We start from the raw sequence: 25,120 nt of genomic DNA, 5'->3' as shown, positions 1-25,120 counted from the left end.
GTGTCGACCGCTCGAGGTTCTACCACTGGCTGTATAGTTGCGCTATTTTGGGCTCGCCGCGCCCAGAAGGCCGCATGACTTGCACGTAACGGGGCTGTGCCGGTAGTTTCACGTTCAGATATCCCTAGGGCTGACGAGATGCTTATCCTGGACGATGAGCAACTGCACCATCCCACCTATGAGACAACGACGCGCCCGTGAACCGCACGACCTCCCTGCCGGATCTTCCGGTTTCTGATGTTCTTCCCGCCATTGGAGCAGCACTCGGCACGCGGGGCCGCGCAGTGCTTTCGGCACCACCGGGTGCCGGCAAGACGACACTCGTGCCGCTCTACCTGTTAAACCAGGAATGGCGCGGCGACGGGAAGATCGTGCTCCTGGAGCCGCGGCGCCTCGCAGCACGCGCAGCAGCAAGCCGCATGGCATCACTGCTCGGCGAGACCGTCGGCGAGACCATTGGCTATCGCATGCGCCTCGACACCAGAATATCCGCCAGAACTCGGATAGAGGTTGTCACCGGGGGCGTGTTCGCCCGCATGATCCTCGAAGATCCTGAGCTCGCTGGCGTCTCGACCGTCATTTTCGACGAGTTCCACGAGCGCTCCCTGGACGCCGACTTCGGCCTGGCGCTGGCGCTCGACGTGCAATCCGCCTTACGCGATGACCTGCGCGTGCTCGTGATGTCGGCAACCCTTGATGTTGCCCGCATCGCAGCGCTTCTCGATCAGCCGCCTCTGATCGAAAGCATGGGACGAAGCTATCCGATCGACATCCGCTATCAGGATCGTCCGGGCGGCGAACGCATAGAAGATGCAATGGCACGCGCGATCATTGACGCCCACGCCAGCGAGAGCGGATCAATCCTCGCCTTTCTGCCCGGCCAGGCGGAGATCGCCCGGACGGCCGAGCGGCTCGAAGGACGCTTCGGGATGCAGACACTGATCGCACCGCTCTACGGCAACCTGACACTGAAGGACCAGGATGCGGCAATCCGGCCGGCCGAGCCCGGGACGCGCAAGGTCGTGCTCGCCACGTCGATCGCCGAGACGTCGATCACCATCGACGGCGTGCGGATCGTGATCGATAGCGGCCTGCAGCGGCTTCCGGTGTTCGAGGCATCAACCGGTATTACGCGGCTGGAAACGGTCCGCGTTTCACGTGCCTCAGCCGACCAACGCGCCGGGCGTGCGGGGCGCACCGAGCCCGGTATCGCCATCCGTCTGTGGCATCAGGGGCAGACGGCCGCATTGCCGGCATTCACGCCACCGCAGATTCTCTCCAGCGATCTCTCCGGCTTGGTTCTCGACCTTGCCCACTGGGGCGTTCAGGATACCCGGTCGCTGTCCCTTGTCGACCAGCCGTCGGAGACGACGCTTTCGGAAGCGCGCGCGCTGTTGCGGCAGCTCGGTGCACTCGGCGAGGACGGAGGACTGACTGCGCGCGGAAAGATGATGCGCGACCTTGCGTTGCCGCCGCGTCTGGCCGCTATGGTGATCTCTGCCGGCGAGATCGGGCATGCGAGGGATGCGGCGGCGCTTGCCGTGCTGCTGACCGAACAAGGCCTCGGCGGCCCTAGTATAGACCTCGAAGAGCGGATGCGCCGCTTCCGGTCGGAACGCGGCGATCGCGCCGAAGGCGCGCGCCAGTTGGCGGCTCGACTGGCCAAGGGGCTCGATGTCGCCAAGACAACGGAACCCAGCCAGACGGGAAGGCTGCTGCTGCACGCCTTTCCTGACCGCATCGCGCTGCAGCGCGGTGGCAGAGGCCGGTTCCTGATGGCGAACGGACGCGGCGCGGAACTGCCGGAGACCGAACGACTTGCCGGCAGCCAGATGCTCGTCATCGCCGACCTGACGGGCCGCGCGGCGCAGGGGCGCATTTTGGCGGCAGCAGAGGTTTTGCGCGCTGACATCGAGCAAGAGTTGCCCGATGCCATTTCGACCGACGACCAGACCTTCTTCGACCGGCAAAGCCGGCAGGTCAGAGCCAGACGGGCGACACGGCTCGGCGCGATCGTCTTCGACGAGACGCCGCTGCCCCGCCCTGCCGGCGAAGCCGTCAGCCGTGCGCTGGCAGAAGGCGTGCGCGAGCTGGGGTTGGAACAGCTTCCCTTTTCCAAGGAGGCCATGCAGCTTCGCGAACGCATCGGCTTTCTTCACCGCAGCATCGGTGATCCGTGGCCTGATCTCAGCGACGAAGCATTGCTTGCGCGGCTCGACGAGTGGTTCGTTCCCTATCAGATGGATGCTCGAGGGATTTCCGACATTTCCCCATCCGGCCTTTCGACTGGGTTGATGGCGCTGATACCGCACGAACTGCAGCGCGATCTTTCACGCCTCGCGCCGACGCATTTCGAAGCGCCGACGGGCCAGCGGCATCCGATCCAATATGACGGCGAGGAACCGACGCTGACCATTCGTGTGCAGGAACTCTTCGGCCTCAAGCAGCATCCGGCGATTGGCGGCGGACGGCTGCCGCTGCTCCTTGAGCTGACATCGCCGGCGCACAGGCCGATCCAGACAACCCGCGATCTGCCCGGCTTCTGGGCCGGCTCGTGGAAGGACGTGCGCACCGAGATGCGCGGCCGCTATCCCAAGCACCCCTGGCCTGAGCGGCCAGAGCACGCCATGCCGACGACAAGGGTGAAACCGCGTGGTACATGAGCCCTAGCAAGGTTCAAGGGATGCCACATGGTCGATACTGTCGAGAGTTCGCCGGAAGAGGACAGGCACAGCAGCAGACGCCTGAGACTACAGACACTGGTGCGATTGAGGTGGCTTGCTGTCGGTGGCCAGGCCGTGACGGTGTTCATCGTTGCCTTCTGGCTGAAGTTTCCGCTTCCGCTTATTGCATGCGCGGTGCTGATCGCAGCACTGGCAGCGGTCAATTTCTACCTGATGATCCGCTATCCGCCGACGCATCGGCTCTACCCGGGCGCGGCCTTCGCGCTGCTCGGCTTCGACCTTCTGCAGCTTTGTGCGCTGCTCTTCATCACTGGTGGCCTTGCCAATCCCTTCGCCGCCCTCGTCTGTGTTCCTGTCATCATTTCCTTCGCATCGCAGCCGATCCGCTTCAGCACGGTGCTCATTGTCGTTGCGATGGTCTGCATTACCATCCTCGCCTTCTCGCCCTTTCCCTTGCCGTGGTTCGACGGGGTCGAGATCAATGTCCATACCGTGATGCAGTTCGGCGTCTGGTGCTCAATCGCATCGACCATGGCCTTCGCCGCCTTCTATGCCTACCGCGTCTCGATGGAGGCGAGCCAGCTGGCCGACGCCTTGGCTGCAACCGAACTTGTGCTGCAGCGGGAGAAACACCTTTCACAGCTGGACGGCCTTGCCGCCGCTGCAGCACACGAGCTTGGCACGCCGCTCGCCACTATCAGCGTCGTCGCCAAGGAGATGGAAAGAGAGTTGAAAGACGACGATCGCTTTCGCGAGGATGTGCAGCTCTTGCGCAGCCAGAGTGAGCGGTGCCGCGACATCCTGCGGCGGCTGGCGACACTTTCCGCGGAAGGCGAGGCACATCTTCGACGTTTGCCGCTCTCATCCATGATGGAAGAGATCGTGGCGCCACACAGGGAATTCGGCATCAAACTCGACCTGATCGAGAAGAGCCCGCGCAAGGGCGAGCCCGTAACCGATCGCAATGCCGGCATCATGTATGGGCTCGGCAATTTGATCGAGAACGCCGTCGACTACGCCCGCGCTAAGGTCACAGTGACGGTCGAGCACGATGCTAGAAAAGTCCTCATCACGGTCGAGGACGACGGCGAGGGCTACTCTTCCGATATTCTGACCCGGATTGGCGAACCCTATGTCACAAAGAGACAGCGGGAAGACCGCGCCGGCGGGCTGGGACTTGGCCTCTTCATCGCCAAGACGCTTCTGGAGCGATCCGGCGCGTCGCTTGCGTTCGAGAACCGCATGCCGGAGACGGCCGGAGCGCGTGTCCGTGTCGAATGGCCGCGCATGCTGATCGATGCAAATTCGACAAAATGACGCTATCGGCATAATGAAAAGCGGGATACTTGACTTATATCAGGCAGGCGGTTGCCGGGATTGACGAATATGAACGAGCTTGACCACGAATCCTCCCTTGCAGATGCGGATCATATTGGTCCGGACGCCAGCCTGCTGATTGTCGATGATGACGGGCCGTTTCTGCGCCGCCTGGCACGCGCGATGGAGACGCGCGGCTTTAAGGTCGAGACAGCCGAGTCGGTCGCCGAGGGTGTTGCCAAGTCAAAGAGCCATCCGCCGAAATACGCTGTCGTCGACCTACGACTTGGCGACGGCAATGGGCTGGATGTGATCGAGGCTATCCGGCAGCGTCGGGACGACACGCGGATCATCGTTTTGACCGGCTACGGCAATATTGCGACAGCCGTCACGGCGGTGAAGCTCGGCGCCGTCGATTACCTGGCAAAGCCTGCCGATGCCGACGACGTGTATGCCGCGTTGACGCAGCGGGCCGGCGAGAAGGCGGAGCTGCCGGAAAACCCAATGTCAGCCGACCGGGTACGCTGGGAACATATCCAGCGGGTTTATGAGATGTGTGAGCGCAATGTCTCGGAGACGGCGCGGCGGCTCAACATGCATCGCCGCACGCTGCAGCGGATTCTTGCCAAGCGCGCGCCCAAATAACTCTAGATATCGTCGACTTCGAAAGACTTGCCGTTTGCCCACTCGGCCAGCAGCAGGCGCTGGGCAGCTGCGCGAGAGAAATTCAGGGTGACCGATTTGCGTGTGGCGGGCGCAAGGCGATGCTCCGGCGCTTCGCGGATCATATGTGCGCCGTAGCCGTCAGAGAGAAACAGGCCGCAATCCTCAGGGAAGATATCGAGCGGAACATCGTTGTGTGTCGCAAAGAACAGCCGATCACAATGCAGGCGATAGTCCGGCCACTTGCGGTCGACACGAAAATCCTCGATCGAGGTCTTGATCTCGATGATCCAGATCTCACCTTTCTCCGAAATGGTGATCAGATCCGCCCGTCGCCCGCTCGCAAGCGACAGTTCGGGCAAGACAGCGTGACGCATCTCATGAAGTAAAATCTGAGTCCCGCGGCGCACGAGCATAGCTCTGTCCGACTGCCGGCCGTCTATTAACGGATTGTTATTGTAAACACTCAAAATCGTCATGGATAACCATCGGTCAGGCGCGCGCGTTGTTGCAAAAAAACCATGCGCTTCTAATTTGCCGCTGCGTATTGGTTTTGCCGCACTGCAACAGCTTGCAAAGGCAAAGTTAATCGAAAATAAACCATAATCAAAGATGGTTCAAAAGACCGTTCCTCCCAGCCTATTTCCTAAGAGACATCCATGCGCATCCGCAATGCATTTTCTGTATTCGGCCTGATGGCGACGCTCGCTCTGGCCGGTTGCTCCTCGACTACCGAGAGCGCCTCCGTTGAAGACACGGGCACCCCGGGGCCGACCGTCCAGACCGCGCAGATCTTCGACGACGCTTACGGCCTGACGACGGATGCGGGATATTCGCTTCCGGCGATCCCGATCCAGAAGGTTAAGCCGCAGTTCCGTCGGCAGATCGTCTCTTACGAAACGACCGAACGCCCGGGCACGATCATCGTCAACACGCGCGAGCGCTTCCTCTACTACATCCTGCCCGGGGGCAAGGCGATGCGTTACGGCATCGGTGTCGGAAAGCAGGGCTTTGCATGGGAAGGCACGGCCTACGTCGCCTGGAAGCAGGAATGGCCGACCTGGCACCCACCGAAGGAAATGGCCGAGCGCAAGCCCGAAGTCGCGAAGTATGTCGAGGAGGGCATGGGCCCCGGCCTCAGCAACCCGCTTGGCGCGCGCGCCATGTACCTCTTCAATGAGAAGGGCCAGGATACCCTCTTCCGCCTGCACGGTACACCGGAGTGGGCTTCGATCGGCACCGCTGCTTCCTCCGGCTGCATTCGCCTGATGAATCAGGACGTCATCGACCTCTACAGCCGCGTACGCCCCGGCAAGACGACCTCGAAGGTCATCGTTATCCAGTAAGCTGTCGCTGAAATGGGGTATCAAAAAAGCCGCCGGAACATCGTTTCGGCGGCCTTATACATTGATTTACCTCGTCAGGCCGCCTGCTTGGCCTTCAGCTCGAGGCGGCGGCGATGCAGGACAGGCTCAGTGTAACCGTTCGGCTGCGCCCTGCCCTTTAAAACAAGGTCAAGTGCCGCCTGGAAGGCGACCGAACCGTCGAAATCGGCAGCCATCGGCGCGTAGGCTGGATCGGAGGCATTCTGCTGGTCGACGACGGCGGCCATGCGCTTCATCGTCTCGACGATCTGCGCTTCGGTCGTGACTTTGTGGTGCAGCCAGTTGGCCATATGCTGGGCGGAAATACGCAGCGTCGCACGGTCCTCCATGAGGCCGACATTGTTGATGTCAGGCACCTTGGAGCAGCCGACGCCCTGATCGACCCAGCGGACAACGTAACCCAATATGCCTTGGGCATTGTTGTCGAGTTCGCGCTGGATTTCCTCCGGCGTCCAATTTGGACGGACCGCGACGGGGACCGAAAGAATATCGGAGAGCTTGGCGCGCGCACGATCCTTGAGACCATGCTGGACACGGGCGACATTGACGCGGTGATAGTGCGTCGCGTGCAGCGTCGCGGCCGTCGGCGACGGAACCCAGGCGGTGTTGGCGCCTGCCTTCGGGTGCGCGATTTTCTGCTCCAGCATCGCCGCCATCAGATCCGGCATGGCCCACATGCCCTTGCCGATCTGCGCATGGCCAGAGAGGCCGCATTCGAGGCCGATATCGACGTTCCAGTTTTCGTAGGCAGCGATCCAGGCGGCCTGCTTCATGTCACCCTTGCGGATCATCGGGCCGGCTTCCATTGAGGTGTGGATTTCATCGCCGGTGCGATCCAGGAAACCGGTGTTGATGAAGACCACACGTTCGCGGGCGGCACGGATGCATTCCTTGAGATTGACCGTCGTCCGGCGCTCCTCGTCCATGATGCCCATCTTGATCGTATTGCGCGCCATGCCGAGGGCGTCCTCGACACGCGAGAAGATCTCGGCGGCGAAGGCGACTTCCTCGGGACCATGCATCTTCGGCTTGACGACATAGACCGAGCCGGTGCGGGAATTCTTGCGGCGGCCGTTCGGGCCGACGTCGTAGAGCGCAATCATGCCGGTGACCATCGCGTCCATGATGCCCTCCGGCACTTCATTACCGTCGCGATCAAGGATAGCCGGATTTGTCATGAGATGGCCGACGTTACGCACCAGCATCAGCGAGCGGCGATGCACCTCGAAAGGCGTGCCGGCCGGATCGCTGTACTGTAGATCAGGATTGAGTTTGCGAATGAAACTCGAGCCGCCCTTCGATACCTCTTCCTGAAGGTCACCCTTCATCAGGCCGAGCCAATTGCGATACACGACAACCTTGTCTTCGGCGTCGACGGCTGCAACCGAGTCTTCGCAGTCCATGATCGTCGTCATCGCCGATTCGAGCCAGACGTCGGAGATATGAGCCGGATCGCTCTTGCCGATCGCGGTTGAGGTATCGATGACGATGTCGATATGGATGCCGTTGTTCTTCAGGAGGATGTGAGTCGGTGCCGCGGCATCGCCCTGATAGCCGGCAAAGTGCGTCGCATCGGTCAGCGAGACATGCTCGCCATCGGTCAAGCCGATAGCGAGCGCGCCGCTTTTGACGGCAAACGTCGCAACATCCTTCCAACTCCAGCCGTCCAGCGGCGCGGCCGTGTCAAGGAAGTCGCGAACCCAGGCTATGACCTTTTCGCCGCGCTTCGGATTGTAGCCTTTACCTTTTTCGGCACCGTCGCTTTCGGGTATCGCATCCGTCCCGTAGAGCGCATCGTAGAGTGAGCCCCAGCGGGCGTTGGCAGCGTTCAGCGCGTATCGCGCATTCATGACGGGAACGACGAGCTGAGGACCGGCGATCGATGCGATCTCCGGATCGACATTCGTCGTCGTGACCTGAAAATCGGAGCCCTCCGGCAAGATATAGCCGATGTCGCGAAGAAACGCCTGATATGCTTCGATATCAGTGAGCGCGCCGTGTTGGCGGTACCAATCATCGATGCGAAGCTGGAGCGCATCGCGCTTGGCGAGCAGCTCGCGATTGCGCGGCGCCAGATCGTGGACGATAGCCGAAAAATCGGCAAAGAACTTATCGGCATCGATCTTCAGCCCGGGCAGCGCTTCCTTGACCAGAAACTCATGAAGGACAGCTTCAACAGCAAGACCGTTTTTATCGATGCGGCTCATTCAATGTCTCCTAGAACGCGCGCAGTTTTTCGCATGCTGCCACTTTGCCCGGCTTTCATTCATAGTCAATTATGCAATAGTTCGAAAGATTTATGCCAATTTATGCAAAGACCGCAGCGTGACGAGCGTCGGCAGGCCGTTTTGCGGCTGCGTTGTCAGCTTTTGCACCGGCCAGGGCTTCGTCTGATCAGTCAGATCGAAGCGGAAACGATGCATGAGCACCGCCAGAGCGATGACGGCTTCCTGCAGGGCAAAGGTTGCACCGATGCAGACGCGCGGGCCGGCGCCGAACGGCAGGAACTGGAAACGACCGATCTTGCCGCGATTCTCGGGTAGGAACCGCTCCGGCATGTAGGCGCGCGGCTTGTCCCAATAGAGTTCGTGGCGATGTAGTGTCCACGGCATGATGAGGACAGTGACGCCGGACTCGATCTCGACCGTTTCACCTTTCGCGTCGGTCCAGCGATCGGCGGCAATGGCGGCGCGATTGATCGACGGTGCCGGCGGATAGAGCCGCAGCGCTTCTTCGAACGCCGCGCGGGTGTAAGGCATCAGATCGAGCCACTTCACCGGCTCGACGTCCTGCGCCCGCACGCGATCGATCTCTTCCTCCATCGCGTCGCGGAAATGCGGCGTATTCGCTACGCAGTAAAGGGTCCAGGCGAGCGCGCGTGCCGTCGTCTCGTGGCCGGCACCGATGAAAGTGAGAATATTGTCTTCGATTTCGTCGTTCGTCAGTCCGCCGCTTTCGGCCTGCTCAAGGAGGAGGGTCAGGAAGTCGTCCGGCGCGGCAGTTCGATCGGCCCGCATGCGCGCGAGCCGGGCGTCCATGGCCTGGCGCACAATGTTGCGGAACTTGTCGAGCACCTTCTGGCCACCGATGCGGGTGACGCGCGGAACCCAGGACGGCGCGCGCAGCAAGTCCATCGGATCGACGCGCCCCATTCGGTGCAAGAGGGCGTTGACGTCATCGGCAAAACTGTCGGAGGAGGTGACGATCTCACCCGAGAACAGCGTATCGGCGAGAATGGCGAAGGTCAGCTCCGTCATGTCGGCGGCAATCTCGAAGACCTTGCCCTCGCTGCCGGCCGCCTCGTATTTCCTCGCATAGTCCTCGGACTGACGCAGCATCTGCCCGGCAAAGCCGTTTGCATGGCGCGGCGTGAAAACTGGTGCGACCGCCTTGCGCGAGCGCTTCCAAACATCCCCCTCCGCCGTCAGCAATCCGTCGCGCAGGATGGGGCGCAGAATTAGCTGGCGAATGTCCGACATACGGTAGTTCGCGGCATTGTCGACGAGAACATGGCGGATCAGGCCGGGATCGTTGACGATCAGGGTTCTTTCACGAAAGAACCGCGTCTGGATCCACGGGAGCGTATAGGAAGGCTCACCCCAGAGCTCCAGTGGGTTGCGCAGGATCGTGCGGATGATCTCAAGACGGCCCGGCGGCACTGTTCGCGGCAGCGGCGCTGGTGGCTCAAAGGGATCCGGACGCATGTCCATGAGAATTCAGCCTTTCGCGGAAGATTTTTAAGCTCTTCCGGCAAGGCAAAAGCTAGAGCAGGCGCTCCAACTCGTCCAGTTTATCATTGACCAACCAGCCGTAATAGTTCTCTTCAGGCCAGACCGTTTCGCCCGAAGCGTGGTTCTTGGCGGCAAGAGCGGCCGCGCGCTGGCGCGAATTGCCGACATTGTAGAGCGTGGCGGTCAGGCCTGGATTTCTGGAGATATCCATGTCGGCGATCTGCTTGTAGTCGTCGATCGACCGACGGATGGAGGCGGCAACGAAAGCGAGCGACACATCAGGCTCCATGATCGCCTTGTAGACGGAACCGGCATCTTTCTCGTTCAGCTTCCCATAGCCCGACACCTTGGAGACGAGGTCCGAGAGCATGAGGGCGGTCAGCGGGTTGATCTGGCCAAGCCCGAAGGTCTGACCGGCGTAGAAGGGCTGGAAGAAAACGGCGCTGAAGCGGTTGTTCGGGAAGCTCTTGCCGTCGACCGTCTTGCCGCGGAAATCGCTCTCCCAGATATCCTCGCGGCAGCTCCAAAGCGTGTAGGAATCGCCCTTGCCGTTGCATTCGGCGAACTGCGGTCGCTTGATGAAGTCGTCCACGTCCTCGCCATTATAGGCAAAGCGGAAGTTCTCGCCGGCATAGGATGCGGCCTTCACATAATAAGACTGCAAGCGGTCGTAGGCGTCGACATTATAGGTGTGCTCGCCAACAATCGCGCCGATCACGTGGATTGGGTCGATGCCGTAAGCGGCCGAAATCTTCTTGATCTTCCCCATCAGCTCGTGATCCGACGCCAGAAGGTCACGGACCTTCTCGTATTTGCGATCGAACGAGGTCTTTGTGCCTTTGGTGCGGCGAACCGAGGCGCCTGGAACATCCGGTTGCTCTGCATGACGATTGCCTGGCGGTACCACTTGCATGGCAAAAGCGGGCGCCGTGGCCAGCACGGCAGCGGCAATCAGGAGGCTTGTCAGAAGACGTCGCACTATCAGCGTTCCCATCGGTTCATGGCATTGTCGTTAAACGCGCTGACTGGACCACAATCTTGGCCGAATGATGCTGGCGCCCCCAACTAAACGGGCCCTTCACTAAAAAGTAAAGGGCCCGCTGTCGAGAGTTCAAACTGTCAAAATCGCGGCATCACATCAGCAAAGACATGACCCGATGCTTGTTCATCACAGGATGAAGCGGGACAGATCAGTGTTCTGCGCTAGGTCGCCGACGTGCTCGCGGACATAGTCGGCATCGATCGTCACGGTCGAGCCGCCGCGATCCGGAGCGTTGAAGGAGATTTCATCCAAAACACGTTCCATGACGGTCTGAAGGCGGCGTGCGCCGATGTTTTCGACCGAGGAGTTCAGGTGGACAGCGACATCGGCCAAGGCATCGATGCCGTTATCCGTGAACTCGAGGCTGAGGCCCTCGGTCTCCATCAGCGCCTTGTACTGGCGGATAAGGCTCGCCTCGGTTTCCGTCAGGATACGGCGGAAGTCTTCCTTGGTGAGCGCGCGCAGCTCGACGCGGATCGGCAGACGACCTTGCAATTCCGGCAACAGATCGGACGGCTTGGAGACATGGAATGCGCCGGAGGCGATGAAAAGGACGTGGTCCGTCTTCACTGGGCCGTACTTCGTCGACACCGTCGTACCTTCGACCAGCGGAAGAAGGTCGCGCTGCACGCCTTCTCGCGAAACGCCAGCACCCATCCCGCCGTCGCGAGCAGCGATCTTGTCGATCTCGTCGAGGAAGACGATGCCGTCATTCTCGACCGCACGGACCGCGTCGCGCTGGATGACTTCGTTGTCGATCAACTTGTCGGACTCGTCACGGATCAGATCCGTATAGGACGCCTTGACCGTCGTGCGGACCTTCTTGGTGCGGCCGCCCATCGCCCTACCGAACATTTCGGAAAGGTTGAGCACGCCAATGTTGGCGCCAGGCATGCCCGGAATGTCAAAGCCACCCATGCCGGTGGCGGTATCGGCGATTTCGATATCGATCTCCTTGTCGTCAAGTTCGCCGCTGCGCAACTTCTTGCGGAAGCTGTCGCGCGTCGCCGGCGAGGCGGTGGCGCCGACGAGCGCATCGAGAACGCGCTCTTCCGCACTCATATGCGCCTTGGCCTGAACTTCGCTCCGCTTCTTCTCGCGGGCGAGCCCGATGCCGACCTCGACGAGGTCGCGGATGATCTGCTCGACGTCGCGGCCGACATAGCCGACTTCGGTGAACTTAGTCGCTTCGACCTTGATGAAGGGCGCACCCGCCAGTTTGGCGAGACGGCGGGAGATTTCCGTCTTGCCGACACCGGTCGGACCGATCATCAGGATGTTCTTGGGCATGACTTCGTCGCGCAGATCTGGATCGAGCTGATGGCGGCGCCAGCGATTGCGCAACGCGATTGCCACCGCGCGCTTGGCCTCATGCTGGCCGATAATATAGCGATCGAGCTCGGAAACGATCTCGCGAGGGGAAAAAGTGGTCATGTGTCCGTTACTCCGGGTGCGTCCAACGCCATGAAATGCGCCGGACCGTAAATGGAAGTTCTTGTATCGACGTAGTGGAAGCCTGCTTTTTCGTAGGCCCTGATCGCCTGACGGTTTTCGGGATCCGGATCGATCACGATGCGCCTGGCGCCGCTCGCAAAGAGCTCAGCCGCCAACTGGCGGATGATGGCCGTGCCATGACCCTTGCCCGTCAGCTCGGGAACTCCGATCGAGATATCGACGCCCAGCGTCCCCTTCGGCTGATCCTGATAGGGATGACCGTCTTCCAGATGAGGATCATAGCTTTGCAGGTAGCCTATCGGCTGCCCATCCATTTCCACGATCATCGGCCTTGTCTCGACGCTCTCCATCGCCTCTTCGATCGACGCAAGCTCTGTCTCGGGCGCGCCCCACCATTTCGCAACATGCGGCTCTGCCAGCCATTTTGCCACGAGGCCAAAATCCTCATGGCTGATGTCGCGGAAACGGCAATTCGGGGCGTGCTCAGCTTTCAGCATCCAGGGTTTCCACCACCACACTATGGTTCGTGTAGACGCAAATATCGGCGGCAATATCGAGGGCGCGACGCGCCACCTCTTCCGCTGATTTGTCCGTGTCCATCAGGGCGCGAGCTGCAGCGAGCGCAAAATTGCCGCCCGAACCGATCGCCATGGCACCATGCTCCGGCTCAAGAACGTCACCGTTGCCCGTGATCGCCAGCGTCACCTGCTTGTCGGCGACGAGCATCATGGCTTCGAGATTGCGGAGATACTTGTCCGTGCGCCAATCCTTGGCGAGCTCGACGGCCGCGCGCATCAGCTGGCCCGGATATTGCTCGAGCTTCTTTTCAAGCCGCTCGAGAAGCGTGAAGGCGTCCGCGGTGGCGCCCGCGAAACCGGCAATGACTTCGCCCTTGCCGATGCGCCGCACCTTGCGGGCATTGCCTTTCATCACGGTCTGGCCGAGGCTCACCTGGCCGTCGCCGGCCATGATGACCTTGCCGCCCTTTCGGACTGTAATAATCGTTGTCATCAATACACCTTTGCCCGTCTGCCCGGGCTCGTTACGTCGGGCCGAACACCGGCCCTGTGGAGCCCTATGTAAGTGCGTGAATGCCGATTGCAAATGGTGTCGTTTTCTGGCTCCGCAGTTCTGGATATTTGGCGGCTTGCCTGATAAGGAACGCCCGTATTTCCGATGGAGCAGCCATATGGCCGAGACCACAACAAGCCGCACGGGCACCGTGTCCCGCAAGACGAACGAGACTTCGGTTTCCGTTTCCGTCAATCTCGACGGCACCGGAAAGTCGAAGATTTCGACCGGCGTCGGCTTTTTCGACCATATGCTCGACCAGTTGTCACGACATTCGCTCATCGACATGGAGATCGAGACCGAGGGTGATCTGCACATCGACGATCATCACACGGTCGAAGACACCGGCATCGCGATCGGCCAGGCGATTGCCAAGGCACTCGGCGACCGCCGCGGCATCACGCGCTACGCATCGATCGATCTCGCCATGGACGAGACGATGACGAAGGCAGCCGTAGACCTTTCCGGTCGTCCCTTCCTCGTCTGGAACGTCGCCTTTAGCGCGCCGAAGATCGGCACATTCGACACCGAGCTCGTTCGCGAATTCTTCCAGGCGCTTGCCCAGAACGCCGGCATCACCTTGCACATTCTCAACCATTATGGGGCCAACAACCACCATATTGCAGAGACATGCTTCAAGGCCGTTGCCCGCGCGCTGCGTACGGCGACAGAGATAGATCCGAGGCAGGCGGGCCGTGTTCCCTCGACGAAGGGCACGCTCGTCTGAGCCCCCCGAGGGAGCTTGACGATATGACTTCCAGCTACCTGGTCCTGACCGCGCCCGGCGGAACGGACACCAACCACGAGAAGACGCGCTTCATCCGCGACGGGTTCACCGTGCTCGGGTTTCTCTTCCCTTGGATATGGCTGGCCTTCCACCGGCTCTGGTATTACGCCATCGCGGCATTTCTCCTGCAGAGCCTCGGCGGTGCTCTGGCAGACCGCGCAGACCTCTGGCCAGTCGGCGTCGCCATCACCTTCGGCACCAGTCTGCTGGTCGCGCTCGAGGGCCAGAATCTTCGTGTACGCAATCTGGTCGCGAAGGGCTGGGACGAAGCCGACCTGGTTTCGGTCGACTCGCTGCGGACCGCGGAAGAGATCTACTTTTCGAATGTTCCGACCGACGCCGACAGCCGCGCGGCGCCCTCGCCGCAATGGGATCCCACATCCCATGCCCCGCGGCACGGCAGCGCCACCTCGCTCGGTCTCTTTGGTTTTGATGGAGGACGCTGATGCGCGTCGCAATTATAGATTACGGTTCCGGCAATCTGCGTTCGGCGACAAAGGCCTTCGAACGAGCCGCGCGGGAAGCCGGCATCGATGCTGTGATCGATCTGACTGACAGGGCCGAGGCCGTAGCGGCCGCCGATCGCGTGGTGCTGCCGGGTGTCGGCGCCTATGCCGACTGCCGGCGCGGGCTCGATGCCGTTTCCGGTATGTCGGAAGCACTGATCGATGCGGTCGAGAAGAAGGCCCGGCCGTTTCTTGGCATTTGTGTCGGCATGCAGCTGATGTCGTCGCGCGGTCTCGAGAAGACTGTCACTGATGGTTTCGACTGGATTCCCGGTGATGTCGTTGAAATGACGCCTGCGGACGCCAATCTGAAGATTCCGCAAATCGGCTGGAATACGCTGGATCTGAAATCCCCTCACCCGCTGTTCGACAGCATTCCGACCGGGCCGAATGGGCTGCATGCCTATTTTGTGCATTCGTATCATCTGGCGGCGAAGAACCCCGGCGACGTAGTTGCGACGGCCGATTACGGCGGGCCGATCACTGCTTTCGTCGGCCGCGACAACCTAGCGGGAGCCCAGTTCCATCCCGAAAAGAGCCAGAAGCTCGGCCTCGCCCTGATTGCCAATTTCCTGCGCTGGAAGCCTTAGGCTCGCGCACTGCAAGGACAGACAGAATGATCCTATTTCCTGCGATCGACCTCAAAGACGGTCAGTGTGTTCGCCTCAAACTCGGCGATATGGACCAAGCGACCGTCTACAATCCCGACCCTGGCGCCCAGGCGAAGGCGTTTGAAGATCAGGGATTCGAGTGGCTGCATGTCGTTGATTTGAATGGCGCTTTTGCCGGTGAAAGCGTCAATGGCGCGGCGGTCGATGCGATCCTGAAGGCGACGAAGAACCCCGTCCAGCTCGGCGGTGGCATCCGCACGCTCGACCATATCGAGAACTGGCTGTCGCGTGGCCTCGCCCGCGTCATTCTCGGCACCATTGCCGTTCGCGATCCGGCACTGGTGATCGAAGCCTGCAAGAAGTTTCCCGACCGCGTTGCCGTCGGCATCGATGCCAAGCGCGGCAAAGTTGCCGTTGAGGGTTGGGCCGAAGCATCCGAGCTCGGCGTCATCGAGCTGGCGAAGAAATTCGAAGGTGCCGGCGTTGCCGCGATCATTTATACCGACATCGATCGCGATGGCATCCTCGCCGGCATCAATTGGGCGTCGACGCTCGAACTTGCCGAAGCCGTATCGATCCCGGTGATCGCGTCCGGCGGCCTCGCTTCGATCGAGGACGTGAAGCGGATGCTCGAGCCCGACGCACGCAAGCTCGAAGGTGCGATCTCCGGCCGCGCGCTGTATGATGGACGTATCGATCCGAAAGAGGCGCTAGCGCTGATTTCGGCCGCACGCGCAAAGGAGATTGCGCAATGACCCTGAAGGCCCGTGTCATTCCCTGCCTCGACGTCAAGGACGGCCGCGTCGTCAAGGGTGTCAACTTCGTCAATCTGGTAGATGCCGGAGATCCGGTCGAGGCCGCCAAGGCTTATGATGCTGCCGGCGCCGACGAGCTCTGCTTCCTCGACATCACCGCTTCTTCGGACAATCGCGAAACGATCTTCGACGTCGTGGCTCGTACCGCCGAGCAGTGCTTCATGCCTGTCACGGTCGGCGGCGGCGTTCGCACCATCGCTGACATTCGCAAGCTGCTGCTTTGCGGCGCGGACAAGGTTTCGATCAATTCGGCCGCTGTCAACAATCCGGATTTCGTTGCGGAAGCGGCGGACAAGTTCGGCGACCAGTGCATCGTCGTTTCGATCGACGCAAAGCGACGCACTACGCCGGCGCAAGGCGTTGTCAGCGCCTGGGAGATCTATACGCATGGCGGGCGCAATGCGACCGGCATCGACGCTGTGGATTTCGCTCGCAAAATGGTCGAGCGTGGGGCCGGTGAACTGCTTGTTACCTCGATGGACCGCGACGGAACGAAGGTCGGCTACGATCTCGAGCTGACGCGGGCCATTGCGGATTCGGTCCGGGTGCCGGTTATCGCCTCGGGCGGCGTCGGCGACCTCGACGATCTCGTGGCGGGCGTCAAGCAAGGACATGCCAACGCCGTTCTGGCCGCATCGATCTTCCACTTCGGCACCTATTCCGTCGGCGAAGCGAAGCGCTATATGTCGTCCTGCGGCATCGACATGCGTCTGGACTGAGTGGAAAGCGGAATCATGAGTGAATTTACCCTCGCCGACCTGGAAAAGATTGTCGATGCACGATCCAAGGCCTCGCCGGAGGAATCCTGGACGGCAAAGCTTGTTTCCGCCGGTCAGCCGAAAGCTGCCAAGAAACTCGGCGAGGAGGCAATCGAGGCCGTGATGGCGGCGATCGCCGATGACCGCGAGAACCTCACCTATGAAGCCGCCGACCTGCTCTATCACCTATTGGTCGTATTGAAGGTGGCGGGCATTCCGTTGCAAACTGTCATGGCGGAGCTTGAGCGCCGTACCGCTCAATCAGGCCTGAAGGAAAAGGCGAGCCGGCAAAGTACATGAGTATCGCTAGACAGCTCATCGGAGCGCCCGAGACGCTCGATCATTTTCAGGCGAATGCCTATTCGCCCTACCACTTCTTTTCCTCCGAGGAATGGGCGCGCTTCCGTGCGGATACACCGCTGACCCTAAAAGGGGACGAGGTCAAGCGGCTGCGCTCCATGGGCGACCCGATCGACCTTGATGAAGTGCGGCGGATCTATCTGTCGCTTTCGCGCCTTCTCTCTGCCCATGTGGAATCGTCGCAGTTGCTTTTCGAGCAGCGCAACCGCTTCCTCAGTCTCTCGGACGTCGCGAAGACGCCGTTCGTGATCGGCATCGCGGGTTCGGTGGCCGTCGGCAAATCGACAACTGCCCGTATCCTGAAGGAACTGCTGACGCGCTGGCCATCCAGCCCGAAGGTGGATCTCGTGACCACCGACGGCTTCCTGCACCCGAACGCCGTACTGCAGCGTGAAAACCTGATGCAGCGCAAGGGCTTTCCCGAGAGCTACGATACCGGCGCGATCTTGCGCTTCCTGGCCGCGATCAAGGCCGGGCAGCCGAACGTCAAAGCGCCATCCTATTCGCATCTGGTCTATGACGTCCTGCCGAACGAATACAAGATTGTCGACAGGCCGGACATCCTGATCTTCGAGGGCATCAACGTCCTGCAATCGCGCGACCTGCCGGCCGGTGGCAAGATCGTGCCCATGGTCTCTGACTTCTTCGACTTTTCCATCTACATCGATGCGGACGAAAGCCGGATTCACGACTGGTACGTCACGCGCTTCATGCGGCTGCGCGAAACGGCGTTTCGCGATCCCCACTCCTTCTTCCATCGCTATGCTTCGATCAGCGAGGGAGAGGCGCTGACGATCGCCGAAGGCCTCTGGGAAAACATCAACCTGAAGAACCTGCGGGAAAACATCCTGCCGACGCGTCCGCGCGCCGACCTGATCCTGCGCAAGGGCAACAATCACCTGATCGAACAGGTGGCCCTGAGGAAACTCTAAGGCGTTACCCGGCGAAGCGTGAGATTAATCCGGCCACCGTTTTTCAGCAGTGTCGATGTCGATGGATGGACCTTGTCGACGCCGTGGAAACAAAGGCGCCCTTCCGCGCCCAAGACCACGACATCGCCGCTTGAAAGCTTGAAGGAAAGCGTACGGTCGTTGCGCGCTAGACCACCGACGCGAAAGAGGCAGCTATTACCGAGCGATATCGACACCACCGGTGCTGCGAGATCCTGTTCGTCCTTGTCCTGATGCAGGCCCATGCGCGCCTCGTCGGAGTAGAAGTTGATGAGGCAGGCCTGCGGAGGCTTGTCGTAGCCGGAGACGTCGTTCCAGATTTCCAGCAAGTCCGCGGGCATATCCGGCCATGGCTTGCCCGTAACGGGATGAGTTGGCTGGTAGCGATAGCCGCGCTCCTTGTCCGTGACCCAGCCGAGCGGCCCACAATTCGTCATACGCACCGACATCGGCTTGCCGGTGCCTGGCATGACGGGCACGAAAAGCGGTGCATCCGCCACGATCGACCGGATGATATCGACCAATGCCTGCTGCCGCGCTCGGTCCAGATAGGCCGGAAGGTGACTGACGCCGTTCGGCAGCTTCAGCATATCAATCTCCGGGCGGGCGCCCACGCATCTTCTTCACCTCGGCGCGGCCCGACTTCTCCTTCAGCCGGCGTTCGATCGATCCTTTTGTCGGCTTGGTTTTCTTACGGGGCGGCGGCGGCGGCTTTGCCGCCTCGAGAATCAGCTCCTTCAGCCGCTCCCGCGCGTCTTCGCGGTTGCGATCCTGGCTGCGGAAGCGGTTTGCCTCGATCATCAGCACACCTTCTTTCGACAGGCGCTTGCCAGCAAGCTTCACGGCATTCACCTTCACGCGCTCATTCAGGGAGGGTGAGTTGGGAATGTTGAAGAACAGCTGGACTGATGTCGAGACCTTGTTGACGTTCTGTCCGCCGGGGCCACCTGCCAGGACGAACTGCTCCGTCAGCTCCCATCCGGCGATGGTGATTCGATCGTTGATGTAAAGCGGGTCGCTGGCCATGCGATTTCTATCTCACATCGGCCGGCGCTTGGGAACAGACAAAGAAACCCGGCGAACGCCGCCGGGTTTCACGTGAATCATCAATGTTTTGGCGCGTCATTCAGCCGCGGCGCGAAACCCCGGGGCCGCATCGCGCACCCCGCCATCGACGTGGCCTTCGAACTTGGCGAAGTTCTCGATGAACATCGTCACGAGCTTGCCGGCCTGTGCGTCATAGGCGACCGGATCCTGCCACGTGGAACGCGGATCGAGGATAGCCGTCTCGACGCCCGGCACCGCGACGGGAACCGCGAAGCCGAAATTCGGATCAACGCGGAAGTCCGCCTTGCCGAGTTGGCCCGAGAGCGCTGCGGCAAGCAGCGTGCGCGTTGCCTTGATCGGCATGCGCTTTCCGGTGCCGTAAGCGCCGCCGGTCCAGCCGGTGTTGACCAGCCAGCATTCGACCCCGTGGCGGCCGATGAGATCCTTCAGGAGATTGCCGTATTCCGACGGATGGCGTGGCATGAACGGCGCACCGAAGCAGGTCGAGAAGGTCGCTTCCGGCTCGGTCACGCCCCGCTCGGTGCCGGCCACCTTGGCAGTGTAGCCCGACAGGAAGTGGTACATGGCCTGATCCGGCGTCAATTTGGCGATCGGCGGCATGACGCCGAAGGCATCGGCAGTCAGCATGATGATCGTCTTCGGGTGACCGGCAAGACCGGTCTTCGAGGCGTTCGGAATGAAATCCAGCGGGTAGGCACAGCGCGTGTTTTCCGTCAGCGAGCCATCGTTGAAATCAGGTTCGCGCTGATCGTTCAGAACGACGTTTTCGAGAACGGTGCCGAACCGCTGCGTCGTTGCATAGATTTCCGGTTCCGCTTCCGCCGACAGACGGATGGTCTTGGCGTAGCAGCCACCCTCGAAATTGAAGATGCCGTCCTCGCCCCAGCCATGCTCGTCGTCACCGATCAGCGTGCGAGCTGGATCGGCCGAGAGCGTCGTCTTGCCGGTGCCCGAGAGGCCGAAGAAGACCGCGGCATCGCCAGCCGGGCCAACATTGGCCGAGCAGTGCATCGGCATCACCCCCCTTGCCGGGAGCAGATAGTTCAGCACGGTGAAAACCGACTTCTTCATCTCGCCGGCATAGAAGGTGCCGGCGATCAGCACTTCGCCATTCGTCAGGTCGCAAGCGATGACGGTTTCCGTGCGGCAGCCATAGCGCTCGGGGTCGGCCTTGAAGGTCGGCAAGTTGATGATCGTAAGCTTCGGAGCGAAAGATTTGAGGGTCGAGCGCTCCGGGCGGATCAGCAGGTTACGAATGAACAGCGAATGCCAGGCCAACTCGGTGACGATACGCGTCGGTAGCGCATTCTTCTCATCGGCACCGCCGATGAGATCCTGAACGAACAGATCCTTGCCGGCGGCGTGCGCGAGCATGTCCTGCTTCAGGAGCGCGAAGTTCTCCGGCGACATCGGCTTGTTGTTGTCCCACCAGATCTGACCGTCGGTGTTGGCATCACGAACGACGAACTTGTCCCTCGGCGAGCGGCCGGTGTGCTGACCCGTCAAGGCGCGCAACGCACCATGGGCGGTGAGTTCAGCCTCACCCCGGCGAATCGATTCTTCATAGAGGGAGGCGGCCGTAAAGTTATAGCGAGCGCTATTTGCACCCCCCAAACCGATCGTCGCCAGCTCTATTGCCGGGTTGTGGACTCCGAACAGCTCCATGGTCTTTCCCTTCCCTTGAGGCTCGTGCAGTTAAGAACTGAGGCTGACCGTACGGGCGGTTTTTTTAAAACGCAATAGCAAAAAATCAATAAAACGTAGTAATATCAAACTATTAATCGATTTAAATTTTCCCGCTATATTTTAAATCGTTTGAATCAGAAGTGGCCGGATCATATGCAGGCACCACTTTTGGTTGCCATCAAAACTTTACAACAATCTCACCCTTTATCTTTGCCACAATTTGTTCCACCTTTATCCCCATAAGCGCATCCGGTTCACAAAGGCCGCCTGGGGACCTTCCAAATACCTGGAGACGCGCATAGGATGACGGAGACGAATACCATGCCGACAATCGCGCTCGTTGACGACGACCGCAATATCCTCACCTCGGTATCGATCGCACTCGAGGCCGAAGGATATAAGGTCGAGACCTACACCGATGGCGCCTCCGCCCTCGACGGTCTCCTCGCCCGCCCGCCGCATCTTGCCATCTTCGACATCAAGATGCCTCGCATGGACGGCATGGAACTCCTGCGCCGCCTGCGACAGAAATCCGACATGCCGGTTATCTTCCTCACCTCCAAGGATGAGGAAATCGATGAGCTGTTTGGCCTGAAGATGGGCGCCGACGACTTCATTACCAAGCCGTTCTCGCAACGTCTGCTAGTCGAGCGTGTGCGCGCCGTCCTGCGCCGCGCATCGAGCCGCGAGGCTGCCGCCGCGGCCGGCGGTGCTGCTCCAAAACCGGGCACAGCACAGCAGCTTGCTCGCTCGTTGGAGCGCGGCCAACTGGTCATGGACCAGGAACGCCACACCTGCACCTGGAAAGGTGAGCCGGTGACGCTGACGGTGACCGAATTCCTCATTCTGCATTCGCTGGCCCAGCGTCCGGGCGTCGTCAAAAGCCGTGACGCATTGATGGATGCGGCTTATGACGAGCAGGTCTATGTCGACGATCGCACCATCGACAGCCACATCAAGCGGCTCCGCAAGAAATTCAAGATGGTCGATACCGACTTTGATATGATTGAAACGCTCTACGGAGTGGGGTACCGCTTCCGCGAAGCAGCCTGACGCCAAAGCGGCGCGGCATCTGAGATTTGTCGAGAGCTGGTGATCGCGAAAGCGGCCCGCTCTCCGAAAGGGCCTGTCGTTGGCACAGTTGGTGCAGGAAAGGGATCTGGATGAGGCGGAAGGCGTAAGCAGTCGCCGCGTCAGGGGACGACGCTGGTCGCATCCCTTCACGATCATCCGCCGCATCTTCGGCAATGCCGTCTTTTCCAGCCTGACACGCCGCATCCTCTTCTTCAATCTCGCGGCGCTTGTCGTTCTCGTCGGCGGCATTCTCTATCTCAATCAGTTCCGTGAAGGGCTGATCGACGCCCGCGTCGAAAGCCTTCTGACGCAGGGCGAAATCATCGCGGGCGCCGTCTCGGCTTCCGCTTCGGTCGACACGAACTCGATCACGATCGACCCGGAAAAGCTGCTCGAACTGCAGGCTGGCCAGAGCATTACCCCGGTGCCGAACGACGAGGACCTCGAGTTCCCGATCGACCCGGAAAAGGTCGCGCCAGTCTTGCGCCGCTTGATTTCACCGACGAGAACCCGTGCGCGCATCTTCGATGCCGACGCCAACCTGCTGCTCGACTCTCGCCACCTCTATTCGCGCGGCCAGGTCCTGCGTTTTGATCTGCCGCCGGTGGATGACGAGGAGCAGACCTGGAGCCAGTGGTTCACGACGATCTTCAACAAGGTTCTGCAGCCTGGAAACCTGCCGCTGTACAAGGAAGCGCCGGGCGGTGATGGCTCCATCTATCCCGAGGTGATGAACGCGCTGACCGGCGTGCGCGGCGCCGTGGTTCGCACCACGGAGAAAGGCGAGCTGATCGTTTCGGTCGCCGTTCCGATCCAGCGCTTCCGCGCTGTTCTCGGTGTGCTGCTGTTGTCCACGCAAGCAGGCGATATCGATAACATCGTCCACGCCGAGCGCCTCGGCATCATGCGCGTGTTCGGGGTCGCGACGCTTGTCAACGTTCTGCTGTCTCTCGTTCTCTCTTCGACAATCGCCAACCCACTGCGGCGTCTATCCGCCGCCGCCATTCGTGTTCGCCGCGGCGCAAAGGAGCGCGAGGAAATTCCGGACTTTTCCGCACGTCAGGACGAGATCGGCAACCTCTCAATTGCGCTGCGCGAGATGACAACGGCTCTCTACGACCGTATCGACGCGATCGAAAGCTTTGCGGCCGACGTCAGCCACGAACTGAAAAACCCGCTGACGTCGCTCCGCAGTGCCGTCGAGACACTCCCGCTCGCCAAAACGGACGATTCCAAGAAGCGGCTGCTTGATGTCATCCAGCATGACGTTCGCAGGCTGGATCGTCTGATTAGCGATATTTCCGACGCCTCCCGTCTCGATGCCGAGTTGGCGCGGGTCGATGCAGGTTCGGTCGATCTGGAAATCCTGCTTCGCGACCTCATCGACGTGTCGCGGCAGATCCGTAGCCGTAAGAAAGAAGTGCAGATTGAGTTCGCCATCGAGCGCAAGCCGGGCGTCAAGACGCGCTTCGTGGTGAACGGCCACGACCTGCGCATCGGCCAGATCGTTACGAACCTGATTGAGAACGCGCGCTCCTTCGTGCCGGAGCATGACGGCAGGATTACCGTGCGGCTGGTCAGAACGCGCTCTCGCTGCATCGTTTACGTCGAGGATAACGGGCCGGGGGTTCAGGCCGAAAACATCGATCGTATTTTCGAGCGCTTCTATACCGATAGGCCGGAATCTGAGGGCTTCGGGCAGAATTCTGGCCTCGGCCTGTCAATCAGCCGCCAGATCGCCGAGGCACATGGCGGTTCGCTGCGCGCGGAGAACATTATCGATCCCGAGAGCGAAAAGCTGCTCGGAGCGCGCTTCATCCTCGCCCTTCCCGCCAATACCACCGCATGACGGACACCCCTTCGAACATCCACGCAACCGCTATCGTCGTCGGCAGCACCGGTCTTCTTTTCATGGGTCCTTCGGGATGGGGAAAGTCGATGCTCGCCTTTGCTTGCATCAACGAAGCGCAGCGCATGGGCATGTCGGCGATACTCGTTGCCGACGACCAAGTGCTGATCTCAAAACAGGATGGAACGGTGATAGCGACGTGCCCTGCCACGATTGCCGGTTTGATCGAATTGCGCGGCACCGGCATCGTCCGACTGCCGCACACGGAAAGCGCGGTGATGCACTATGCTGTTCTTCCGGGAAGCGTGTCCGGAGAAAAACGGTTGCCGCCTGAAAGTGAGCGGACGACCATTGCCGACGGCATAGATCTGCCAGTCATTCGGTTGCTGGCTAATACTCCCTTGCCGCTGGCGGTATTGATGGCAAAAGCGCCCGATATCGGAGAGTAATGCCTGCGAAATCGGCAAATCCGGCCTATAAAGTCGTATTTTTGTCTTGCGCTTCGGCTTTTCATCGCCAAGATGTGCCCCCACGGTGGACGCGATTGCTGCATTGCGATATTGGGCCCACCGTTTGCATATGCCATTAGGAGCAGTAGTATCATGATCGGACTTGTGCTTGTCACTCATGGCAAGCTGGCAGAAGAGTTTCGTCATGCGGTCGAACACGTCGTCGGTCCTCAGAAATTCATCGAAACGGTCTGTATCGGTCCCGAAGACGACATGGACCAGAGGCGACAAGATATTCTGGAAGCAGTGTCCCGCGCCGATGACGGCCATGGAGTCGTCATCCTGACTGACATGTTCGGTGGCACCCCCTCCAACCTGGCAATATCCGTCATGAGCAGTGGCCACACGGAAGTCATCGCCGGCATGAATTTGCCGATGCTGATCAAGCTTGCCGGCGTACGCGGCGAGAACAACATGGAAAAGGCACTCGCCGAAGCCTCCGAAGCCGGACGGAAATACATCAACGTCGCGAGCCGCGTCCTCAGTGGCAAATAGTGAGCACACCGCGCCCATGACGGCACTCTCCCGAGAAATTCTGATCATCAATAAGCGCGGACTGCACGCACGCGCTTCGGCAAAGTTCGTTCAGCTGGTGGAGAATTTCGATGCCGCCATCACCGTGTCGAAAGACGGAATGACGGTCGGCGGAACGTCGATCATGGGATTGATGATGCTGGCGGCAAGCCCCGGTTCCAGCGTCCTTGTTTCCGCCAGCGGTAACCAGGCAGCACAGGCGCTCGACGCGCTCGACGAGCTGATCCAGAACCGGTTCGGCGAGGAAATGTGAGCCCCTCGCGGC

General features: G+C 60.5%; 26 protein-coding genes. 16 read left to right on the top strand and 10 right to left on the bottom strand.

Translation table 11 applies throughout. The features are described 5' to 3' along the window. Positions 1 to 197 precede the first annotated feature (197 nt). The 3 genes from hrpB (at position 198) to K9B32_RS22100 (ending at position 4,646) form a co-directional block, all read left to right on the top strand. Positions 198 to 2,663 carry an ATP-dependent helicase HrpB gene (gene hrpB, locus K9B32_RS22110; RefSeq protein WP_224566011.1) on the top strand — a complete coding sequence of 822 codons (2,466 nt, stop codon included), beginning with the start codon at positions 198 to 200 and terminating at the stop codon, positions 2,661 to 2,663. Between the two features lie 27 nt (positions 2,664 to 2,690). Next, positions 2,691 to 4,001 (top strand): ActS/PrrB/RegB family redox-sensitive histidine kinase, encoded by a 1,311-nt coding sequence (locus K9B32_RS22105; RefSeq protein WP_224566009.1) that lies wholly within the window; start codon positions 2,691 to 2,693, stop codon positions 3,999 to 4,001. A 69-nt stretch (positions 4,002 to 4,070) separates the two neighbouring features. After that, complete coding sequence (locus K9B32_RS22100; protein ID WP_037116872.1) at positions 4,071 to 4,646, top strand: ActR/PrrA/RegA family redox response regulator transcription factor; 576 nt, start codon at positions 4,071 to 4,073, stop codon at positions 4,644 to 4,646. A 2-nt stretch (positions 4,647 to 4,648) separates the two neighbouring features. On the opposite strand, the gene K9B32_RS22095 is transcribed toward K9B32_RS22100, so the two are convergent. Continuing rightward, the gene (locus K9B32_RS22095; protein WP_224566007.1) at positions 4,649 to 5,143 is read right to left on the bottom strand and encodes an MmcB family DNA repair protein; all 495 of its coding nucleotides are present in this window, start codon (positions 5,141 to 5,143) and stop codon (positions 4,649 to 4,651) included. 180 nt (positions 5,144 to 5,323) lie between these two features. Here K9B32_RS22095 and K9B32_RS22090 point away from each other — a divergent pair, with 180 nt between their 5' ends. Beyond that, positions 5,324 to 6,010, top strand: a complete 687-nt coding sequence (locus tag K9B32_RS22090; RefSeq protein ID WP_224566005.1) for a L,D-transpeptidase — start codon at positions 5,324 to 5,326, stop codon at positions 6,008 to 6,010. Between the two features lie 74 nt (positions 6,011 to 6,084). Here K9B32_RS22090 and K9B32_RS22085 read toward each other — a convergent pair whose 3' ends face one another. The 6 genes from K9B32_RS22085 to hslV form a co-directional block, all read right to left on the bottom strand. Continuing rightward, positions 6,085 to 8,256: a malate synthase G gene (locus K9B32_RS22085; RefSeq protein WP_224566003.1), complete on the bottom strand. Its 2,172-nt coding sequence runs from the start codon at positions 8,254 to 8,256 to the stop codon at positions 6,085 to 6,087. Positions 8,257 to 8,346: 90 nt separating this feature from the next. Next, on the bottom strand, positions 8,347 to 9,759 hold the full coding sequence (locus K9B32_RS22080; RefSeq protein ID WP_224566001.1) for a cytochrome P450: 1,413 nt from the start codon (positions 9,757 to 9,759) through the stop codon (positions 8,347 to 8,349). Between the two features lie 52 nt (positions 9,760 to 9,811). Then, positions 9,812 to 10,759, bottom strand: coding sequence for a DUF1402 family protein (locus K9B32_RS22075; RefSeq protein WP_224566000.1), 948 nt, complete (start codon positions 10,757 to 10,759; stop codon positions 9,812 to 9,814). A gap of 189 nt (positions 10,760 to 10,948) precedes the next feature. Next, complete coding sequence (gene hslU, locus K9B32_RS22070) at positions 10,949 to 12,256, bottom strand: ATP-dependent protease ATPase subunit HslU (protein ID WP_224565998.1); 1,308 nt, start codon at positions 12,254 to 12,256, stop codon at positions 10,949 to 10,951. Next, positions 12,253 to 12,774, bottom strand: coding sequence for a GNAT family N-acetyltransferase (locus K9B32_RS22065; protein ID WP_224565996.1), 522 nt, complete (start codon positions 12,772 to 12,774; stop codon positions 12,253 to 12,255). The genes hslU and K9B32_RS22065 overlap by 4 nt, the downstream gene beginning before the upstream one ends. After that, a complete protein-coding gene (gene hslV / locus K9B32_RS22060; RefSeq protein WP_007797985.1) occupies positions 12,761 to 13,288 on the bottom strand; it encodes an ATP-dependent protease subunit HslV in 528 nt (175 codons plus the stop codon). Before hslV ends, K9B32_RS22065 begins: the two co-directional genes overlap by 14 nt. A gap of 178 nt (positions 13,289 to 13,466) precedes the next feature. Between hslV and hisB the strand changes: the two genes are divergently transcribed. Genes hisB through coaA form a run of 7 tightly spaced genes read left to right on the top strand, consistent with a single transcriptional unit; the run spans position 13,467 to position 18,117 of the window. After that, positions 13,467 to 14,075, top strand: coding sequence for an imidazoleglycerol-phosphate dehydratase HisB (gene hisB / locus K9B32_RS22055; RefSeq protein WP_224565994.1), 609 nt, complete (start codon positions 13,467 to 13,469; stop codon positions 14,073 to 14,075). 23 nt (positions 14,076 to 14,098) lie between these two features. Continuing rightward, entirely contained in the window at positions 14,099 to 14,581 is a 483-nt protein-coding gene (locus tag K9B32_RS22050) for a DUF2628 domain-containing protein (RefSeq protein WP_224565993.1), read from the top strand. Beyond that, positions 14,581 to 15,231: an imidazole glycerol phosphate synthase subunit HisH gene (gene hisH, locus K9B32_RS22045; protein ID WP_224565992.1), complete on the top strand. Its 651-nt coding sequence runs from the start codon at positions 14,581 to 14,583 to the stop codon at positions 15,229 to 15,231. Before K9B32_RS22050 ends, hisH begins: the two co-directional genes overlap by 1 nt. Positions 15,232 to 15,257: 26 nt before the next feature. Next, positions 15,258 to 16,007, top strand: coding sequence for a 1-(5-phosphoribosyl)-5-[(5-phosphoribosylamino)methylideneamino]imidazole-4-carboxamide isomerase (gene hisA / locus K9B32_RS22040; RefSeq protein ID WP_224565991.1), 750 nt, complete (start codon positions 15,258 to 15,260; stop codon positions 16,005 to 16,007). Next, on the top strand, positions 16,004 to 16,786 hold the full coding sequence (gene hisF, locus K9B32_RS22035; RefSeq protein WP_224565990.1) for an imidazole glycerol phosphate synthase subunit HisF: 783 nt from the start codon (positions 16,004 to 16,006) through the stop codon (positions 16,784 to 16,786). Before hisA ends, hisF begins: the two co-directional genes overlap by 4 nt. Positions 16,787 to 16,801: 15 nt before the next feature. Further along, the gene (locus K9B32_RS22030) at positions 16,802 to 17,125 is read left to right on the top strand and encodes a phosphoribosyl-ATP diphosphatase (protein ID WP_224565989.1); all 324 of its coding nucleotides are present in this window, start codon (positions 16,802 to 16,804) and stop codon (positions 17,123 to 17,125) included. Next, the gene (coaA, locus tag K9B32_RS22025; RefSeq protein ID WP_224565988.1) at positions 17,122 to 18,117 is read left to right on the top strand and encodes a type I pantothenate kinase; all 996 of its coding nucleotides are present in this window, start codon (positions 17,122 to 17,124) and stop codon (positions 18,115 to 18,117) included. Before K9B32_RS22030 ends, coaA begins: the two co-directional genes overlap by 4 nt. Here coaA and K9B32_RS22020 read toward each other — a convergent pair. The 3 genes from K9B32_RS22020 to K9B32_RS22010 form a co-directional block, all read right to left on the bottom strand. After that, on the bottom strand, positions 18,114 to 18,725 hold the full coding sequence (locus K9B32_RS22020; RefSeq protein WP_224565987.1) for an alpha-ketoglutarate-dependent dioxygenase AlkB family protein: 612 nt from the start codon (positions 18,723 to 18,725) through the stop codon (positions 18,114 to 18,116). The two genes, coaA and K9B32_RS22020, sit on opposite strands and share 4 nt — an antisense overlap. A 1-nt stretch (position 18,726) precedes the next feature. Next, a complete protein-coding gene (gene arfB / locus K9B32_RS22015; protein WP_224565985.1) occupies positions 18,727 to 19,161 on the bottom strand; it encodes an alternative ribosome rescue aminoacyl-tRNA hydrolase ArfB in 435 nt (144 codons plus the stop codon). Positions 19,162 to 19,257: 96 nt separating this feature from the next. After that, entirely contained in the window at positions 19,258 to 20,868 is a 1,611-nt protein-coding gene (locus K9B32_RS22010) for a phosphoenolpyruvate carboxykinase (RefSeq protein ID WP_224565983.1), read from the bottom strand. Between the two features lie 342 nt (positions 20,869 to 21,210). Here K9B32_RS22010 and K9B32_RS22005 point away from each other — a divergent pair, with 342 nt between their 5' ends. The 5 genes from K9B32_RS22005 to K9B32_RS21985 all read left to right on the top strand — a co-directional run bounded on the left by K9B32_RS22005 (position 21,211) and on the right by K9B32_RS21985 (position 25,108). Beyond that, entirely contained in the window at positions 21,211 to 21,942 is a 732-nt protein-coding gene (locus tag K9B32_RS22005; protein WP_193385410.1) for a response regulator transcription factor, read from the top strand. Positions 21,943 to 22,021: 79 nt separating this feature from the next. Then, positions 22,022 to 23,812: a stimulus-sensing domain-containing protein gene (locus K9B32_RS22000; RefSeq protein ID WP_411969734.1), complete on the top strand. Its 1,791-nt coding sequence runs from the start codon at positions 22,022 to 22,024 to the stop codon at positions 23,810 to 23,812. Beyond that, positions 23,809 to 24,261, top strand: a complete 453-nt coding sequence (locus K9B32_RS21995; RefSeq protein ID WP_224565981.1) for an HPr kinase/phosphorylase — start codon at positions 23,809 to 23,811, stop codon at positions 24,259 to 24,261. The genes K9B32_RS22000 and K9B32_RS21995 overlap by 4 nt, the downstream gene beginning before the upstream one ends. A gap of 153 nt (positions 24,262 to 24,414) precedes the next feature. Next, entirely contained in the window at positions 24,415 to 24,816 is a 402-nt protein-coding gene (locus tag K9B32_RS21990) for a PTS sugar transporter subunit IIA (RefSeq protein ID WP_224565979.1), read from the top strand. Between the two features lie 16 nt (positions 24,817 to 24,832). Continuing rightward, positions 24,833 to 25,108: an HPr family phosphocarrier protein gene (locus tag K9B32_RS21985; protein ID WP_007798031.1), complete on the top strand. Its 276-nt coding sequence runs from the start codon at positions 24,833 to 24,835 to the stop codon at positions 25,106 to 25,108. Positions 25,109 to 25,120 lie beyond the last annotated feature (12 nt).

This window comes from Rhizobium sp. 3T7, assembly GCF_020166565.1.
Taxonomy (GTDB): Bacteria; Pseudomonadota; Alphaproteobacteria; order Rhizobiales; family Rhizobiaceae; genus Rhizobium.
Note: the sequence above shows the minus strand (reverse complement) of the source record. Positions and strands in the feature narration are given on the sequence as shown.

Excerpts from the sequence above, each read along its gene's own strand:
- K9B32_RS22105 (WP_224566009.1), top strand. The coding sequence starts at position 2,691 with ATGGTCGATACTGTCGAGAGTTCGCCGGAAGAGGACAGGCACAGCAGC.
- K9B32_RS22100 (WP_037116872.1), top strand. The coding sequence starts at position 4,071 with ATGAACGAGCTTGACCACGAATCCTCCCTTGCAGATGCGGATCATATT.
- K9B32_RS22095 (WP_224566007.1), bottom strand. The coding sequence starts at position 5,143 with ATGACGATTTTGAGTGTTTACAATAACAATCCGTTAATAGACGGCCGG.
- K9B32_RS22090 (WP_224566005.1), top strand. The coding sequence starts at position 5,324 with ATGCGCATCCGCAATGCATTTTCTGTATTCGGCCTGATGGCGACGCTC.
- K9B32_RS22085 (WP_224566003.1), bottom strand. The coding sequence starts at position 8,256 with ATGAGCCGCATCGATAAAAACGGTCTTGCTGTTGAAGCTGTCCTTCAT.
- K9B32_RS22080 (WP_224566001.1), bottom strand. The coding sequence starts at position 9,759 with ATGGACATGCGTCCGGATCCCTTTGAGCCACCAGCGCCGCTGCCGCGA.
- hslU (WP_224565998.1), bottom strand. The coding sequence starts at position 12,256 with ATGACCACTTTTTCCCCTCGCGAGATCGTTTCCGAGCTCGATCGCTAT.
- K9B32_RS22065 (WP_224565996.1), bottom strand. The coding sequence starts at position 12,774 with ATGCTGAAAGCTGAGCACGCCCCGAATTGCCGTTTCCGCGACATCAGC.
- hslV (WP_007797985.1), bottom strand. The coding sequence starts at position 13,288 with ATGACAACGATTATTACAGTCCGAAAGGGCGGCAAGGTCATCATGGCC.
- hisB (WP_224565994.1), top strand. The coding sequence starts at position 13,467 with ATGGCCGAGACCACAACAAGCCGCACGGGCACCGTGTCCCGCAAGACG.
- K9B32_RS22050 (WP_224565993.1), top strand. The coding sequence starts at position 14,099 with ATGACTTCCAGCTACCTGGTCCTGACCGCGCCCGGCGGAACGGACACC.
- hisH (WP_224565992.1), top strand. The coding sequence starts at position 14,581 with ATGCGCGTCGCAATTATAGATTACGGTTCCGGCAATCTGCGTTCGGCG.
- hisA (WP_224565991.1), top strand. The coding sequence starts at position 15,258 with ATGATCCTATTTCCTGCGATCGACCTCAAAGACGGTCAGTGTGTTCGC.
- hisF (WP_224565990.1), top strand. The coding sequence starts at position 16,004 with ATGACCCTGAAGGCCCGTGTCATTCCCTGCCTCGACGTCAAGGACGGC.
- K9B32_RS22030 (WP_224565989.1), top strand. The coding sequence starts at position 16,802 with ATGAGTGAATTTACCCTCGCCGACCTGGAAAAGATTGTCGATGCACGA.
- coaA (WP_224565988.1), top strand. The coding sequence starts at position 17,122 with ATGAGTATCGCTAGACAGCTCATCGGAGCGCCCGAGACGCTCGATCAT.
- K9B32_RS22020 (WP_224565987.1), bottom strand. The coding sequence starts at position 18,725 with ATGCTGAAGCTGCCGAACGGCGTCAGTCACCTTCCGGCCTATCTGGAC.
- arfB (WP_224565985.1), bottom strand. The coding sequence starts at position 19,161 with ATGGCCAGCGACCCGCTTTACATCAACGATCGAATCACCATCGCCGGA.
- K9B32_RS22010 (WP_224565983.1), bottom strand. The coding sequence starts at position 20,868 with ATGGAGCTGTTCGGAGTCCACAACCCGGCAATAGAGCTGGCGACGATC.
- K9B32_RS22005 (WP_193385410.1), top strand. The coding sequence starts at position 21,211 with ATGCCGACAATCGCGCTCGTTGACGACGACCGCAATATCCTCACCTCG.
- K9B32_RS21995 (WP_224565981.1), top strand. The coding sequence starts at position 23,809 with ATGACGGACACCCCTTCGAACATCCACGCAACCGCTATCGTCGTCGGC.
- K9B32_RS21990 (WP_224565979.1), top strand. The coding sequence starts at position 24,415 with ATGATCGGACTTGTGCTTGTCACTCATGGCAAGCTGGCAGAAGAGTTT.
- K9B32_RS21985 (WP_007798031.1), top strand. The coding sequence starts at position 24,833 with ATGACGGCACTCTCCCGAGAAATTCTGATCATCAATAAGCGCGGACTG.